Here is a 12,942-nt window from a genome sequence, read left to right on the forward strand (position 1 = left end):
TCGTCCCCTCCACGTTTTTTTGCCGTGAAGGCGACAGAGTCGCCGCTAGGGAGGCCGGTCGGAGTGCAACCCGTAGGGCGGTGGGGGAGAGAACTTCGGGACGAAATAAGGGAGCCGCCAGGCGACCGCGTACCGAGGTTCTCGGCGGAACCGGCGGCCCGCAGGGGCGTTTGCGCGACGGGCGGGGGACCGTATGCTGCCGCAGGCTTCACGGCAAGAAAACTGATGCCCGTCAGGGCATAGACGCCCGGCGCTCTTAGCGCCGGCCCGCTGTCGGTGCGCCGACCCGGGGTGCGCGAGGGGCTCGGCCCCTCGCCCGCGCCGGATCAGGCGCGGTGGGGCAACCCAATCCCGAATCGGCCTTGCCCGCTCACAACAAGTGCGCAGCGTCTCGAGAGCGGGGTGGCACCGTGGGCCTTTTCGGCCGGGTGGGTCGTCTCGCTACCGACGTCGCAGGCGGGAGCGGCTCAATCGACCACCAGCCACTGAAGCAACAAGCCCCACCCTTTGAGGTCGCTCAGGCAGGTCAGACCCGCCAGGGAGGCGGTGTCGGTCCGCCCCAGGCTTGGATCCACTGAGCTGAGTCGATTGCGGCTCCGGGTGGGAACGGTGGGGTGCCCCACATGGCTCGGTAGCTTTCCTGAAGGATGGTCTCCACGCGCTTCAGGTGGACCTTGTATGTCTCGGGATCGTTGAGCACGAGCGCCTCATCGGAGCTTGGGTGAGGTACTAGCCCATCCTCCACGAGCGCGAGTGTCGCAGCGAATAGGGCAGGAAGAGATGGCGCCCTGAGCGAGGGGGCGTCGGGCCAGCTGACGTTCAGAACCATGGCCGGCCGCGTGTCAACCATCTCTACAGCAGCACTCCACCACCCCTCACGACTGATGGGAAGCCACCGCCGGCTCCACTGCCAGTCCTCCACATAGGTGAAGAGGTCTTGGTACTCAGCGATGATCTCTCGTGCCGAGAGAAGCCGTCCCAGATCCAGGGAGGGCAACCAGGGTGGAATTCCTTCGAGACGCTGTCCGTCAGCCCTGGCGAGGTATGCAAGGAGGGCAGGCGGGACCGGTATTGGGTCGAAAGCCCGCTGCAGGCTTAGTAGGTCATCCTTGCTCGCGGGCGGATTGAACGATTCCCAGAGCCAGGGCGCTCTGGCTGGCAGAGTCGCCTCCATCTGCTCCCACACCTGGGACATCTCGTCTGCGCCGAAAGTCACCCGTTAAGTGAACCGGAGACCCGAAGACAGGGCCAGGTCACTGGTCCCCCCAGATGAGGTGACTTAGCGGACAGGGAGTCGAGTTCATTGGGACCTAGACACCGGCTCCCCATCGTCACTAACGCCTACACACTGGTTGCTACGCCCCGCCGATCTGCCGTGCCCTCACCTTGGTGAGCTGATGGTTTCTAGGCAGCTGCGAGTGTGGGGGTGCTGAGGGCGCCGGCTTCGATGAGGCGTCGGGCTTCGCGGTGATCGCCTCGATGGCCGGGGCCTCGCGGGTAGCGGGCGTATTCGGGTCGGTCGGTTTGTGTGAAGAGTGCGACCCCGGTGGGGGAGCGGCGGCCTCGACGTTTCTTGCCGGTCTTGGTCATCCAGGTGTATTCGGCTTGCCACCATCCCCAGACGGCCCGTTCGAAGCTGTAGCGGTCCCGTCGGTGTTGGAGGTATCCGTGTACTCCGAGTGCGTCGGCGGTTCTGTCGGTTGCGGTGTCTTGTCCACGGGTCCAGCCGTGCGGGAGTCGCTGTGCGATTCGGTTGGAGTGCAGCCGGCGGAGGGCGGAGCGGACTCGAGCAGGGTCTAGGCCTGTGCGTTTGGTCAGGTCGTCGACGGTGGCCAGAGCGTTCTCGGCGAGGTGTTTAAACACAAGTCCTGCGGTACGTCCGAGGCTTCGTGGAGCTGCGAAGACGTCTTGTCTGAGTGGCTGGAGTTCTTGGGTTAAGCGTGTGGTCCAGTAGCTGAGGTTGGGTGCGGGGGAGAGAGCGGCCGGGCGTGCAAGCACTTGTGTCCGGTTTGTACTCTCTGCCTCTGTGGAGAACCTCTTGGAGAGGCGGTATCGCTGTCCGTGTGGGGATTCGGCGTCACCGATGGGAATCACCCATGCCGACTCGGGGTCGTCGGAGGTTGAGGTGGTGAGGGTCCGGAGGGCGGTGTGGACGGTGCTGCGTCCGTAGCCGGTGTCGGCTGAGAGGCGTCGCAGGTCGGCTTCGATGACGGGTTGGGCTGATTGGGCGAGGTAGAGGCACAGGGCGTCGAGGACGGCGCGGGTGCTGTGGGTTCCTCGGCGGGTTCTGCTGGCTGAGGAGGCTCGGTCGGCGCCCCAGAGGCCGGGCATGGCGTCGGCTCGTTCTTGAGCGCGTTCGATGCTGCCAAGGACGGTGGTGAGGCGTGTTTGGTAGTCGGCGTCGTTTCCGGTGCCGTTGAGGGGGTGGGCGGCGACGTAGCGGACGGCGCTGTTCCAGGCGGAGTTGAGCGCGCGGATGCGGCCGGCGGGGGTGCGGGGCACACGTTCGTTGCCGGCTTTGCCGCGGAGGGTTCGGATGTGTTCGAACGCGGGGGTGTCGACCAGGGTGAGGATGTCGGAGTATCGCCAGCGTGCGTGGGCGCAGCCGGCGAGGACTGCGGCGAGCGTGTAGGAAGTGTCTCCGGTGGTGGCGGTGTCGATGAGGGCGGCGACGCGGGTGCTGAGTTCGCGTTTGGGGCCGGCGATGTAGGGGTGCCCATCGGGGTCGACAGTCATGCCTCGAAGCAGAGCCCCTGTGGGGGTTGCCAGTTCGGCGCCGGCGTCGACGAGGAATGCCAGCAGGTCTTGGATTGACTCGGCGGCGACGGGGGTGCTGGTGAGGGGGGTGAGGGGCCCCTGGGGTTCGGAGGTTCCGCCGAGCCGGTGGGGGGCGCCGGGAGGACGCACGCATCCGGTGGCGGGGTTGGACAGAGGTGTGGGGTCAAGGGATGGCAGCAGTTGGGCTGCCAGGAGTGCCACCGTTCTGACCTGGCCTGCGTCGGCGGGGTCGGTGAGTCCGAGCCAGACGTGGCGGCCGCCGGTGGGGCCGGAGTTGCAGACCAGGTGGGGGATGTTGAGCTCGTCGAGCCAGTGGGAGAGGCGGCCGGCGTCGTAGGGGGCGTTGCCGCGGGAGCTGTCGAGGTCGAAGCAGATGAAGTCGAATCGGGTGCGGTCACCGGCGAGGTACATCGCCCACGGCGTTGTGGGGAGGGGGTCGCTGAGGGACCAGTCGAGGCCGCTGTAGTCGTTGAGGATCTCGCCGCTGGCCATGCGCGCTGCGATGCGGACGCGGCTGCGGGGGCTGAGGGTACGGGTGAGGTCCCAGGCGGATGCTGGGTCGATTGGGGACACGACACGCGTGTCTGCGCTAAATGCTCGCCAAGTTTCAGACTGTCGGGTTACGATGTGGTCACCTCAGGATTCGTCTCCAGTGGGTACAACGAAGGCCTCGGCGCCAACCGAGTTCTTCACATATCGATCCGGCCTAGGGCCTGGTAAGCGAAACCGGATCGAAAGACTTGTTGGAAGCCCGTCCCGCCAAGGACGGGCTTCCTGCTTTTAAGCTGCGGGAATGGGCAGCTCCTCACGCTGGGGGACGGGCTTGTCGACTAGGGGCAAGGCGCCGTGTTCCATGACGAGGTCTCTGATGAGACGCTCGAGGTAGTAGGAGACTGAGACGCCGCTTTCCTCGGCTGCCTGGGCAACTCGTTCGCGCGCGTCGGGTGCGACGCGGCCCTGCAGGAGGACTGTAGGGACGTTGTCGGGGCGTCGTGCGCGACCAAACTGTGCAGCCATGCGGCAATACTGCTCGTGTGTATGCATACGGCTCAGCATTTGCGGCGCGTGTCGCCCCTACCAGTCTCGTGTCCCTTGTTTCTGAAGGCGCGATGAATCACTGCCGCTCGTGATCGCGGTCCTTTTCAGGGCGGGCTACGCGGCGCTGTACCCGTTCAGCAACTCGTAGCAGCCGAGGTATAGGTCAGCTAGCGGCCGTCGGCGGGTGGGGGAGCGGGGGAAGTCCGATGAGAAGGATGCGTTCCACCATTCGTTCGGCGCGGTCGCTGAGGGCGTCTCCGGGGTAGAAACGCTCGAAGTGCGCCTCAGCTTCGGCAGCCGTGTTGATGCCGCAGATGACCATGAGGTGGGCGATGTCGTCGTTGTCTCGTCCGGGCCGGTTTGCGCCGAGTTTCATGGCCAGAAGCGCCTCAGCGGAGGCGACTTGGATCGTGAGGCCGTCGCGCTCGAGGAGCGTTTCCCAATCGACGCTGGTTCCGTATGAGGGGATGTATTTGGCGCCGGCGTCGTTGAGCCAGCTGCCGCCCCATCCGTGGCGTTGTCCGATCGCTGCGACTGCTGCGGATGCGTCGCCGGTGATCTGGAATCGGGCATCGATGTCTTCGGTGCTCGATCGGTCGAAGTAGCGAAGCGCGAGGGCGGCACCACCGATGATCTGAATGCCACCGCGGACACCCCTGTGGGCGAGTTCGTCGATGAGCTCGTTCAGTCCCTCGAGGAGGTCGTCCCGGGTGAGAAGTGCCATCAGATGCTGGCGAGGGTGTCGGGGTCGATGAGGACGCCGTGGCGCAGAAACGCTGCCGGCACACGAGAGCGCTCGACGGGGATGTCGTAGAGACCTGTCCCGAATATCCACGACCGGGTGAGGGTGCGCGCTTCGTCGCGGGTCCAGCGGGGCAGGGGGAGGTGCTCTTCTTCGAGTCGGTGCTCCACCAGTGCAGCAATAGCGGCGTCCCACCGCTTTTCACCGGTCTTGTCTGGGGCGGAGATGGTGAGCGCGAATCTGGTCTCGTCGTGTTCGGCAGCGAGGTTGTCTGCCAACTGGATGAAGTGCCGGACAGCGTCGTTGCGGCGCCCGTCGCTGAGGCTGTCAGCGATATGTGCGGCAGTGGTTGCCGCGTCGGTTCTTTGCGTCGGGATAGCGATGAGCTGGTGGCCGGCAGCGGCGAGTAGACGCTCGAGAGTGTCGGTGTTGGGGTTGCGTTGTCCGGATTCCAGTAGGGACAGGGAGGACTGCGCGACGCCGCTGCGTGCGCTCAGCTCTTTCCTGTTGAGCCCGCCCGCACGGCGTGCTTGCTTGACCAGTGTTGCAGCGCTCATGTCCGCCTCCGTGCTCCATATTAGCGTGCAAGTAATATTATGACGCTGTGTAGCTCATCCTGTGGATAGGTTTTTGGTGTCGTGGCGGGTGGTCATATGCTGAGGGCCGAGATTCGCGATGGCGTGAATCTCCCGGAGGGGATGCCGGAGCACTCGTTTGGCCACATGTGGGGTGGCCCGATGTGAGGATCCCCCCACCTTGCTCACCCAGCTCCCCAACACCCAGCAGCGCCCTCTTGCGCGCACCGCGGGGATAGCTGCGTCTGGGCTCGCCATCTGCCTCGCTCTCGCTGGCTGCACAGCGGTACCTGATGCGTCGGTTTCGGTACCTGCCACGGCATCCTCTTCCGAAGAATTTGTCTCGCTGCCTGAGCGGGTGGGCGGTGACAGCGAGGCGGGCCCGGTTGAGTCGGCGTTCGAGGAGTCGTCCTCACTCGCTTTGGAAGTGGTGGCGAAGTACTGCCGTCCTGAGCTCGAGAGCCGACGGTGGATCGGGGACCTGTACCCGTATTTGACTCAATCGGCAGCGCTCGCTCTTCAGACCGTCGATCCGGTGAACGTTCCGTGCGGAGAGGTGACCGGGTCAGCTAATCCGGTGAATGGTGACGGGGCTTTCACTATGCGGGTCATGGTGCCTACTGATGCGGGGGAGTACCAGGTCTATTTGCACCGGGAGCAGCTCAGTGATGAGTGGGCTGTCAACGAGATCCGCCCGGCGGCGGGGCAGTGACGTGGATCCGAGAGGTGGCGTCGTTCTTTCCTTTGTTCTTGTCCCGGTTCTGGTGTTCGGGGCGGCGATCTTCGTGATGTTCTTCGGTTCTAACTCCGCCTCAGCCTGCGCGCCCGGCGTCGGACAGCCCATCGACGTCGCAAGACTTCCTACGGATGCCTCCGCTGGCGATCTGGATCGCGAGCAGATCGTGAACGCTGCACTTATCGTCAACGCCGCCATCGCCCTCGGCATGGACTCCGCCGGACAGATTTTGGGTGTGCAGGCCGCGCTGGGTGAGTCTTCGTTGCGCGTGCTGGACTCGGGCGACGTTGCAGGGCCGGACTCTCGAGGGTTGTTTCAGCAGCGCGATAACGGCGCTTGGGGTAGCTACGAGGACCGCATGGACCCGACGGTGTCGGCCACGAACTTCTTCGCCGCGCTTCAACGCGTGACCGATTGGGAGTCCCTCGAGCCATCGCTTGCGATCAACTCAGTGCAGCGCAACGCCGACCCCTCCCACTACAAGCCCTACCGGACAGTGGCCACCGGTGTCGTCAGCTACCTCGCACAGCTGCAAACCGGAAAGACGCCCGGCACCCCCTCCGCCCCGACGGCAACGTGCGACGTCGCGGGCGACGCTCGAACACTTGCTACTGACCTGGTCACTGCCATCGAGGACGGCACTTTGACAATCGTCGAACCTCGCTACGCCGACCAGATACGCGATGTCGCGGACGGAACGGCGACCCCTAACTGCGAACTCGACGTCCGCACCCTTCAGATCATCACCATCGCGCTGAAGAACTTCACCCGCGTTGGTGTCTCGGATCTGAACCGACAATGCACCGGGATGCTGCTCGGTGCCGGCACGACCTCGTCGCACTGGATCGGTAACGGTGGCCGGGCGGTTGATTTCTACTCCCTGGCGGGCCTTCCCGTGACCGGCGGCGACGCGCGGTCCCTGCAGCTTCTCGCCATCCTCGACCCGATGGTGCCCGCCGGCACCAGGGCCGGACAGGTCGGTTGCCGCCCCGCAACCGCGCTTCAACATTTCACCCAGTTCACGGACAGCTGCGACCACCTCCACCTCGACGTCGCCTACACCGATGACCCCCTCGTCCTGAGCTGATCCACTCCACCTACCCCGCGAATAACTGACCCGAAAGCACCCGAGCGATGACCTTTCTGACGCTGACCGCCGACCTTCTCACTGCGCTTCCTGCGGCGGTCCCAGATCCCGGAGATGGAACAATGCCCCCCGGATTCGAGGGCTTCGTCGTCATCATGGGCTGGATCAAATGGCTCGCACTTGGAGTAGCCGTCATCGGCCTCCTTATCCTCGGAGCGACCATGGCCATCAGCTCCCGCCGAGGCGAGGGTATGGAAATCGGCGGCTGGCTCGGCCGCATCCTCATCGGCGTGATCATCATCGCCTCGGCAGCCACCCTCGTTGGCTTCCTCGTCGGCACTTAGGACGCTGGCGAAACATAGAAATGGCTAACCAGCGAATCGCGCGTCTAATCCAGCGCCGTGGATACGTATTGAGTGCGCTCGTCGTCGCACTGATTGTCTTGGCAGCAATTGCGCTAGCGGTGGCCGCCGCTTCCGACGCACCTGAAGCCGGTCCCATCCCGGAACCAACCACGAGCTCGACAGGGAGAGTGGAGGGCCCCGCCAGCAGCATCTGCGGACTTACCGGTGACTCATTGGAGAGGTCGCTGTCGCAAGCCCCGGACGCGGAGTGGGAGATCGTCGGGACGATGGCGGCTCCAGCCTCGTCAGCGTCTGGTCCAGGTCTGCAGGACGTAGACGGTGTTCGTCGATGCTTCGCGCACTCCGCCGAAGGTGCAGCCTTCGCAGCAGCCAACATCTGGGCAATGGGATCGGACGCACGCCTGACACCGCTTCTCTCGGACCGAATGACTGTGCCGGGCCCGGGGAGGGACGCGGCGCTCCTCGCCGAGACCGTCCGCGGAGATCGCGGTATCTCCGGCCAAATCGCGGGAGTGCAGGTACTCAGCTACACCGAGGACGAGGCAGTGGTCGACACGGCGTTTCAGCTCAGGACTGGCGAGCTCGTCGGCTTTGCGATCGCCCTCAGGTGGGTTGAGGGCGACTGGAAAGTCCTCCTTACGGACAAGGGCCAGCCACCCTACCGACCGGTCCTTCTCCAGAGTCTCGGCGGTTACGTCCCCTGGTCGGGTCTGTGATGGGCGGAGAGTCCAGTACGTGCGAATGGACTGACTGGACCTGTTGGTCTTCCAGCTTTGCCGGCGACGTCATTTCGCAAGCGTCGAATGATGCGTTGCAGGAGTTCGTGAATCGGATTCTGGAGGGGTATGGCAAGGCGGTTGCCAGCCTTGGAACGCTGTGGGTGCTTGTTCCCTCGCCTGTGACGATCACGTCCGGCGCTGGTGGCGCGGCTGTGGAGGGTGCCCCTCCTGCTTCGGGTGGGTTCGAGACGCTGCTGCAGTACGTGGTGTGGGTGTCGCTTGGGATCGCGGTGGTCTCGCTGATCATTGCGGGCGCTCTAATGGCAGCTCGTCGACGTCGCGGGGATGGTGAGGCTCATTTGGGTCGAGTTGGGGTGATCTTGGCGTCGGTCATCTTGGTCTCTTCTGCGTCGGCGTTGGTTGCCGGGATTCTGCCTGGCGCGGCGCCTGCGGGAAGTTCATCCGTGGTTGGTTTTATCCAGAATCAGCTGTGGTGGTACACCGGAGGCCTCGCGGTCTTGTCGGTGCTGATTGCCGCTGCCCGGATGGCGTGGACGCAGCGTGCCCAACCGGCACGTGAGCTCCTGCAGTCCTTACTCACCCTCATTGCAGTGTCTGGTGCCGGGCTGACGGGGATCGTGTTGGCGGTCATGGCGTCGGATGCGTTCTCGGTCTGGATCCTCAACAACTCCACTGACTGCGATGTCACGAACTCGGAGTCGAACTGCTTTGGCACGAACGTGTTCATGATGATTGGGCTGACGGCGGGGTCGCAGAACGCGCTGGGAGTCATCGCGGTGTTCTGTCTTGGGTTGATTGCTCTGCTGATGACCTTCGGGCAGATCGCTTTGATGATTGTTCGAGGCGGGATGTTGGTGGTCTTGGCCGGGATCCTGCCGATCACTGCATCCTTCACCAATACGGAGATGGGTCGGAACTGGTTCCGCCGGTCTTTGGGCTGGACGATCGCGTTCATCCTCTACAAGCCCGCGGCGGCGATCGTCTATGCGACGGCGTTCCGGCTCACGGGTGCCGACTTGTTCGTGACTGATGGATCGGGGCTGGTGCAGCTGCTCACCGGTCTCGCGTTGATGCTGATCGCGTTAGTGGCGTTGCCGGCGTTGATGCGCTTCGTTGTCCCTGCAGTTGGTGCGATGTCGGGTGGGGGCGGCGGGGGAGCCTCGCTGGCTCTTGTGGGTGCAGGTGTTTCCGCTGCCGGGGCGGTGGCGACGGGAGCGATCCGGTCGGGCGGAGGAAGTGGCGGGGGCTTCGGTTCGTCGCCGAGTGGCAGCACCCCGGCTCCGCCGTCTTCTCCTGCGCCTCCGACAGGTCCGAGCGGCGGCGGGGGAGTGGCCACCGGTGGGGGCAGCGCTGCGTCCGTGGGTAGTGCGGCGAGTGGTGGTGGTTCGGCTGCGGTGGGTGGTGCGACTGCCGGCGCTGGGGCGGGGCCGATTGGGATGGCGGCGGGTATGGCTGTTGGGCTGGCTGCGGGTCAGGTAGCTCAGGGCGCGAAGCAGGCCGGTGCGGCGGCGAAGTCGTTTGCTGACGATGCCACTGGCAGCGAGAACCGGTAGGGAGGGATCGTGACTTCTTTGGATACGGGGCCTCGGACGTATGGGAACTGGCGTCGTCCGACGACGGCTGGTCTTGGTGCGCTGGGGCAGATGGCGACCGGGGTGATGTTCGCGGGGATCGCGTCGTCGATTCTGGCGGTGATGTTCAGCGGCCTGGGGACGGCTCTGGTCGTGGCGGGCCTCTTTGGTGGGGTGCTGTTGATGGTGGCGGTGAAGGACAAGCACGGCCAGTCGGCCCTGGGAAGAACGGTGAATCGCGTGAGTTGGTGGCGGACAAAGATCACGGGAGCGAACCTGTACCGCTCAGGCCCCGCGGGGCGGGGGAAGTGGGGAACTCATCAACTCCCGGGCCTTGCCGCTGGGTCGCGCCTTTCGGAGCATCACGACTCGCACGGGCGCGCATTCGCCCTTATTCATACGCCCGCGACCCGTCACTTCACGGTGGTCATTGCGACTGAACCGGACGGTGCGGCGCTTGTTGATCAGGCGGAGGTGGACTCGCAGGTAGCGCAGTACGGGATCTGGCTTGCCAATCTGGGGGATGAGCCGGGCCTTGAGGCGGCCGCGGTGACGATCGAGACGTCTCCTGACACGGGCACCCGGTTGCGGTCGGAGGTCCATGGCGCCATGGATGCGGAGGCCCCGGAGTTTGCGAAGGCGATGCTTCTCGAGGTGGTCGAGGCGTATCCGATTGGGTCAGCCACCATTCGCGCCTACATCTCCTTGACCTTCTCTGCGTCTTCGAGACTGGGTGGGAAGCGGCGGGATGCAGAGGAGATGGGGCGGGATCTCGCTGCCCGCTTGCCGGGTCTGACGTCGTCGCTTGGTGCGACGGGTGCGGGTGCTGCCCGTCCGTTAGGTGCGCAGGAGCTGTGCGAGGTAATTCGGGTCGCCTATGACCCAGCGGCCGCTGCGCTGATTGATGAGGCGCGGGCCGCGGGGGAGACCCCTGATCTGAGTTGGTCGGAGGTGGGGCCGGCGGCGGCAGAGGCGTCGTGGGGTTCTTATCGGCATGATTCTGCGGCGTCGACGTCGTGGACGATGACGAGCCCTCCGCGTGGGGTGGTGCAGTCGGGCATTCTCGGACGCCTACTGGCTCCGCACCGAGATATTGCTCGGAAGCGAGTGACCTTGTTGTATCGGCCGATCGATCCTGCCCGCACGGCGGCGATCGTTGAGGCGGACCTGAATGCGGCCGCGTTCAACTCCAGCTCGAGCTCGAAACCCACCGCACGGTCGACGATGTCCACTCGATCAGCGCAGGCGACCGCGGCCGAGGAAGCAGCTGGAGCTGGGCTGCTGAACTTCGGTCTCATCGTCACCGCTACTTCCACTGATCTCGCTCGGGTCGCGGATGCGAGCGCGGCGGTGGACACCCTGACGGCGGCGGCCCGGCTGCAGATGCGTCCGGCCTACGGGTCCCAGGACACTGCATTTGCGGCGGCGCTGCCCCTGGGGTTGGTGTTGCCTCGACACCTGCGGCTGCCGACGGAGGTGCGTGAGTCGCTATGACGACCAACGACTACCCGTTCTGGCACCCCGACCGCCCAGCGGCCCTACCGGCAAAGGTCAACTACGTTGCCGCCGACGAACGAACCACGGATGACAAGCCGGCCTCCGGGCAGCGCAAACTTCCTCGCGCGGTGGACGGGAGTGGGAAGAAGAAGCGCACCATTCCCCATGCGGGCGGGGGGAAGCCTTCTAAGCGGGCGACCGTGGTTCGCCCGTTGCGTCCGCCTCTTCGAGGGTGGCTGGGTCGCGGCGGCGGTGAGGCGGTGAATGTGCAGGCGGCGGATGAGTTCCGGGGAACAACGGTGCAGGTTTGCGGTCTCTACCCGTTCTCTGTTGGTACCGGCACTCCGATGATCGGGGTGCCCTTGGGCAAGAACCTGGCCACTGGCGCGAGCGTGTGCTGCGATCCAGTGTCGTGGTTCCAACGCGCCAACCTCATCAGCAACCCATCGATGTTCGTCCTAGGGAAACCGGGCCTGGGGAAGTCCTCACTCACTCGGCGAATGGCGACAGGTTTAGCCGGGTACGGCAGTATCCCGTTGGTCCTGGGCGACCTCAAGCCCGACTACGTGGACCTGATCGAAGCCCTCGACGGGCAAGTGATCACGCTTGGTCGAGGGCGCGGATACCTGAACATCCTCGACCCGGGAGAGGCAACCCAGGCCGCCAGCCGGCTAGTCGCAGAAGCCAATGAAGCACTAGCCGAGGCGGCTGAGCTTGAACAGAGTCCGACCGCTGAGGAGGTGGCCGACTCGATCGGGGAGCTGCGTCGACGCGGTCAGAAGCTGCAGCGGCTCTCTTTGCAGGTACTGGCGGACGCTCATGGTCGCCGGCACACCATGGTCGCGGCCCTGCTGACCATCCTCCGATCGGAACCGCCCACCGATCGGGAGGAGACGATCATCGACCGGGCCTTGAAGTGGCTGGATGAGCACCACGAGGGCGTCCCGGTGCTGGCGGATCTGCTTCGGGTGATTCAGGACGCTCCCGATGAGGTGCGCCAAGTTGCCCTCGATCGCGGTGACCTTGCTCGGTACAAGGCAATCACTGAGAACCTCGAGGCCTCCCTGATTGGGCTCACCAGCGGGGGACGACTGGGCGAGATTTTCTCCCGGCCCACGACAACCCCGATGCGGCGTGACCGGCCGGTGGTCTACGACGTCTCCTCCATCGATGACTCCGAGGGCGACCTGCAGGCTGCAATCCTGCTCGCGTGCTGGTCAGCGGGCTTTGGCACCGTGAATGTCGCCTCCGCCTTGGCGGACGCGGAGCTTGAACCGCGTCGGCATTACTTCGTGATCCTGGACGAGTTGTGGCGGGCACTGCGGGCCGGACGGGGGATGGTCGACCGCGTCGACGCGCTCACCCGGCTCAACAGAGCCCGGGGAGTGGGGCTCGCGATGATCTCCCACACCATGAGCGACTTGCTGGCTTTGGCCACGGCCGAGGATCAGATGAAGGCGCGGGGGTTCGTCGAGCGATCTGGGATGGTGATCTGCGGGGGACTCCCGGGAGCTGAGATGCCGATGCTCACCTCTGCGGTCCCGATGTCGCGGGCCGAGCAGGACATGCTGACCTCGTGGCAAGACCCGCCTGCATGGGATCCCGTCTCAGGACACGAGGCCGAGCCCCCTGGTCGCGGAAAGTTTCTCATCAAAGTCGGCGGTAGACCCGGCATCCCTATTCGTGTCCAGCTGACCAGTGCGGAGCTCGCGGTCAACGACACCAACAAGCTCTGGCACACGAGATCCAGAGCCGGTCGCACCCCATCAGAGGTTGATGTGGAAGTACTTCCGTGAGCGCCACCCACCGGCGC

Annotated in this window: 12 protein-coding genes; 7 read left to right on the plus strand and 5 right to left on the minus strand. The window is 65.0% G+C overall.

Going from position 1 to position 12,942, the window contains the following annotated elements:
* Positions 1 to 526 precede the first annotated feature (526 nt).
* From DDQ50_RS16385 to DDQ50_RS16405, 5 genes are all read right to left on the minus strand, one after another.
* Positions 527 to 1,216, minus strand: a complete 690-nt coding sequence (locus DDQ50_RS16385) for an SMI1/KNR4 family protein (RefSeq protein ID WP_133246000.1) — start codon at positions 1,214 to 1,216, stop codon at positions 527 to 529.
* A 188-nt stretch (positions 1,217 to 1,404) separates the two neighbouring features.
* On the minus strand, positions 1,405 to 3,351 hold the full coding sequence (locus DDQ50_RS16390) for a hypothetical protein (RefSeq protein ID WP_133246001.1): 1,947 nt from the start codon (positions 3,349 to 3,351) through the stop codon (positions 1,405 to 1,407).
* 207 nt (positions 3,352 to 3,558) lie between these two features.
* Positions 3,559 to 3,795, minus strand: coding sequence for a hypothetical protein (locus tag DDQ50_RS16395; RefSeq protein ID WP_133246002.1), 237 nt, complete (start codon positions 3,793 to 3,795; stop codon positions 3,559 to 3,561).
* Between the two features lie 184 nt (positions 3,796 to 3,979).
* Complete coding sequence (locus DDQ50_RS16400; RefSeq protein WP_116757878.1) at positions 3,980 to 4,540, minus strand: DUF6036 family nucleotidyltransferase; 561 nt, start codon at positions 4,538 to 4,540, stop codon at positions 3,980 to 3,982.
* On the minus strand, positions 4,540 to 5,115 hold the full coding sequence (locus DDQ50_RS16405; RefSeq protein WP_116757879.1) for a helix-turn-helix domain-containing protein: 576 nt from the start codon (positions 5,113 to 5,115) through the stop codon (positions 4,540 to 4,542). The genes DDQ50_RS16400 and DDQ50_RS16405 overlap by 1 nt, the downstream gene beginning before the upstream one ends.
* Before the next feature lie 199 nt (positions 5,116 to 5,314).
* On the opposite strand from DDQ50_RS16405, the gene DDQ50_RS16410 reads away from it, so the two are divergent.
* The 7 genes from DDQ50_RS16410 to DDQ50_RS16440 all read left to right on the plus strand — a co-directional run bounded on the left by DDQ50_RS16410 (position 5,315) and on the right by DDQ50_RS16440 (position 12,925).
* The gene (locus DDQ50_RS16410) at positions 5,315 to 5,845 is read left to right on the plus strand and encodes a hypothetical protein (RefSeq protein WP_133246003.1); all 531 of its coding nucleotides are present in this window, start codon (positions 5,315 to 5,317) and stop codon (positions 5,843 to 5,845) included.
* Position 5,846: 1 nt separating this feature from the next.
* Entirely contained in the window at positions 5,847 to 6,956 is a 1,110-nt protein-coding gene (locus tag DDQ50_RS16415) for a hypothetical protein (RefSeq protein ID WP_116757881.1), read from the plus strand.
* Between the two features lie 122 nt (positions 6,957 to 7,078).
* The gene (locus DDQ50_RS16420) at positions 7,079 to 7,300 is read left to right on the plus strand and encodes a hypothetical protein (RefSeq protein WP_240614487.1); all 222 of its coding nucleotides are present in this window, start codon (positions 7,079 to 7,081) and stop codon (positions 7,298 to 7,300) included.
* Positions 7,301 to 7,320: 20 nt separating this feature from the next.
* On the plus strand, positions 7,321 to 8,037 hold the full coding sequence (locus DDQ50_RS17710; protein ID WP_465252665.1) for a DUF8175 domain-containg protein: 717 nt from the start codon (positions 7,321 to 7,323) through the stop codon (positions 8,035 to 8,037).
* Positions 8,037 to 9,614, plus strand: coding sequence for a TrbL/VirB6 family protein (locus DDQ50_RS16430; RefSeq protein WP_133246005.1), 1,578 nt, complete (start codon positions 8,037 to 8,039; stop codon positions 9,612 to 9,614). The genes DDQ50_RS17710 and DDQ50_RS16430 overlap by 1 nt, the downstream gene beginning before the upstream one ends.
* Before the next feature lie 9 nt (positions 9,615 to 9,623).
* The gene (locus DDQ50_RS16435) at positions 9,624 to 11,126 is read left to right on the plus strand and encodes an SCO6880 family protein (protein ID WP_116757885.1); all 1,503 of its coding nucleotides are present in this window, start codon (positions 9,624 to 9,626) and stop codon (positions 11,124 to 11,126) included.
* Entirely contained in the window at positions 11,123 to 12,925 is a 1,803-nt protein-coding gene (locus DDQ50_RS16440) for an ATP/GTP-binding protein (RefSeq protein WP_240614488.1), read from the plus strand. Before DDQ50_RS16435 ends, DDQ50_RS16440 begins: the two co-directional genes overlap by 4 nt.
* Positions 12,926 to 12,942 lie beyond the last annotated feature (17 nt).

Origin of the sequence: Amnibacterium flavum, from assembly GCF_003097495.1 — a bacterium.
Lineage (GTDB): Bacteria > Actinomycetota > Actinomycetes > Actinomycetales > Microbacteriaceae > Naasia > Naasia flava.

Bases quoted from the DNA above. Each gene is read 5' to 3' on its own strand.
- DDQ50_RS16395 (WP_133246002.1), bottom strand. From the start codon at position 3,795: ATGGCTGCACAGTTTGGTCGCGCACGACGCCCCGACAACGTCCCTACA.
- DDQ50_RS16400 (WP_116757878.1), bottom strand. From the start codon at position 4,540: ATGGCACTTCTCACCCGGGACGACCTCCTCGAGGGACTGAACGAGCTC.
- DDQ50_RS16405 (WP_116757879.1), bottom strand. From the start codon at position 5,115: ATGAGCGCTGCAACACTGGTCAAGCAAGCACGCCGTGCGGGCGGGCTC.
- DDQ50_RS16420 (WP_240614487.1), top strand. From the start codon at position 7,079: ATGCCCCCCGGATTCGAGGGCTTCGTCGTCATCATGGGCTGGATCAAA.
- DDQ50_RS17710 (WP_465252665.1), top strand. From the start codon at position 7,321: ATGGCTAACCAGCGAATCGCGCGTCTAATCCAGCGCCGTGGATACGTA.
- DDQ50_RS16430 (WP_133246005.1), top strand. From the start codon at position 8,037: ATGGGCGGAGAGTCCAGTACGTGCGAATGGACTGACTGGACCTGTTGG.
- DDQ50_RS16440 (WP_240614488.1), top strand. From the start codon at position 11,123: ATGACGACCAACGACTACCCGTTCTGGCACCCCGACCGCCCAGCGGCC.